The sequence below is a fragment of the Sulfoacidibacillus thermotolerans genome (assembly GCF_003144315.1).
In the GTDB taxonomy this organism is placed as follows: Bacteria; Bacillota; Bacilli; order Alicyclobacillales; family SLC66; genus Sulfoacidibacillus; species Sulfoacidibacillus thermotolerans.
The window spans coordinates 1-1,609 of the sequence record NZ_MPDK01000080.1; the positions used below are offsets into that span (position 1 = coordinate 1).

General features: G+C 44.9%; 2 protein-coding genes. Both read left to right on the forward strand.

Going from position 1 to position 1,609, the window contains the following annotated elements; all coding sequences use genetic code 11:
* Positions 1 to 268: 268 nt before the first annotated feature.
* Positions 269 to 1,222, forward strand: coding sequence for a hypothetical protein (locus tag BM613_RS14470; RefSeq protein WP_109431852.1), 954 nt, complete (start codon positions 269 to 271; stop codon positions 1,220 to 1,222).
* 8 nt (positions 1,223 to 1,230) lie between these two features.
* A partial coding sequence (locus BM613_RS14475) for a hypothetical protein (RefSeq protein WP_219930723.1) occupies positions 1,231 to 1,609 on the forward strand: 379 nt, incomplete at its 3' end.

A 1,609-nucleotide genomic window follows, 5' to 3' on the forward strand; every position in this document is an offset into this window, starting at 1 on the left:
GGGAGACGGGTTTGGGCGTAGGCTTGTGGGCTGGGAGTGGTGGATAAGGGACAGTAGGTGTATGGGGTCGCGCGGGTTGAAACAGGTATGCGGCAGCTCAACCATTACCAAAGCGTTCCGGGGAGCTACAGAACTGGAGCATGGTAGCGATATTGGTAAAGAATGGCGTCGGGAATTTCTTGAAGCGTGTAAAAAGTAACTGATTTGCGAATCATACATTATCTTTAATATAATAAGCGCCTACGGGCGCTTATTTGTTAGGTGAACAATGCACAGACAAGATATCGACTATACCTTTCAGATTTATATGGCTGCCGTATATACGAACAGCTATAAACCAGGAATGAACCGCTATGTTAAACTCAACGAACAAGAAAAACGTGTTGTCGAGAATATTCCAAACATTCTCGAATCATGGCACTACGTTGGAAAGCAATCATATGTTGATGCCATGCGTGCCGATGGGGCCAAGATATTCCTCGACTCCGGAGCGTTCTCAGCTTACACTTTGGGAGTTACGTTATCGGTTAAAGAATACTGTGATTACATCCAACGAAACATAGATATTATTCGTGTAGAAGATGGTTCGCTTATGGCTTCTGTACTCGATGGTATCGGGGATCCACTTCAAACGTGGCGCAACCAGGAAGAGATGGAAGCCAGAGGTGTAAGACCTTTACCATGCTTCCACGCGGGTGAACCTTTTGAATACCTGGACCATTATGTACGAAATTATGAATATATCACTCTCGGTGGTCTTGTTGGAGCGAGTACACAACAACTTCAGGTATGGTTGGACAGGGTATGGGATAAACACCTTGTAGACGGTAGCGGACGAGCTAAGATCAAAGTTCATGGTTTTGGTATTACGTCCCGCCCACTTATGGAGCGTTACCCGTGGTACTCCTGTGACTCATCCTCCTGGATTCAATCTGCAGCGTTTGGTGCTATTGAAACTCCTAAGTGGGGTCCAATGCAGGTATCCGAAAAATCACCGTCACGCCACTATCAAGGGCAACACATCTGTAATCTTTCAGAAATAGAACAGAATAACGTTCTACGCTACTTAGAGGAGTCAGGTTTCACATATGAACGACTTTCAACGATATACGAATCACGCGCCGCATACAATTTATGGGCGTATGGTGTGGTCAACGCTATGATTCTTGCTAACCACAATGGGAAGTTCAACGAACGCCTCCAGGATTTATTTGACGAGTAAGGTTACTTATGGATTTGCTTGATGCTTTAAAGTTTGTTCAGGGTTCTGTAGCTAAGAAAGAACTTCAGGAAGGTTTAACTCACTTCCGTATTGTTAATGGTACTGTGCGCGGGTTCAACGGAACTATTTCATTGTGTAGTCCAGTACCTTTGAACATTGACTGTACACCGAAAGCTGAACCGATGCTCAAGGCTATTGCAGCATGTGATGAAGCTGTACAGATGACAATGTTGGCAAACGGTAAGTTGAGCATTAAGTCCGGTGGCTTTAAGGTTAGTGTAGATACTCTTCAAAAACCAACTGCACACGTAGAGCCCGACGGAACAATTCCCGACATAACAGGTCACCATTTTCCCCACGGTTTAAACCTGTCCCTTATACCCATCT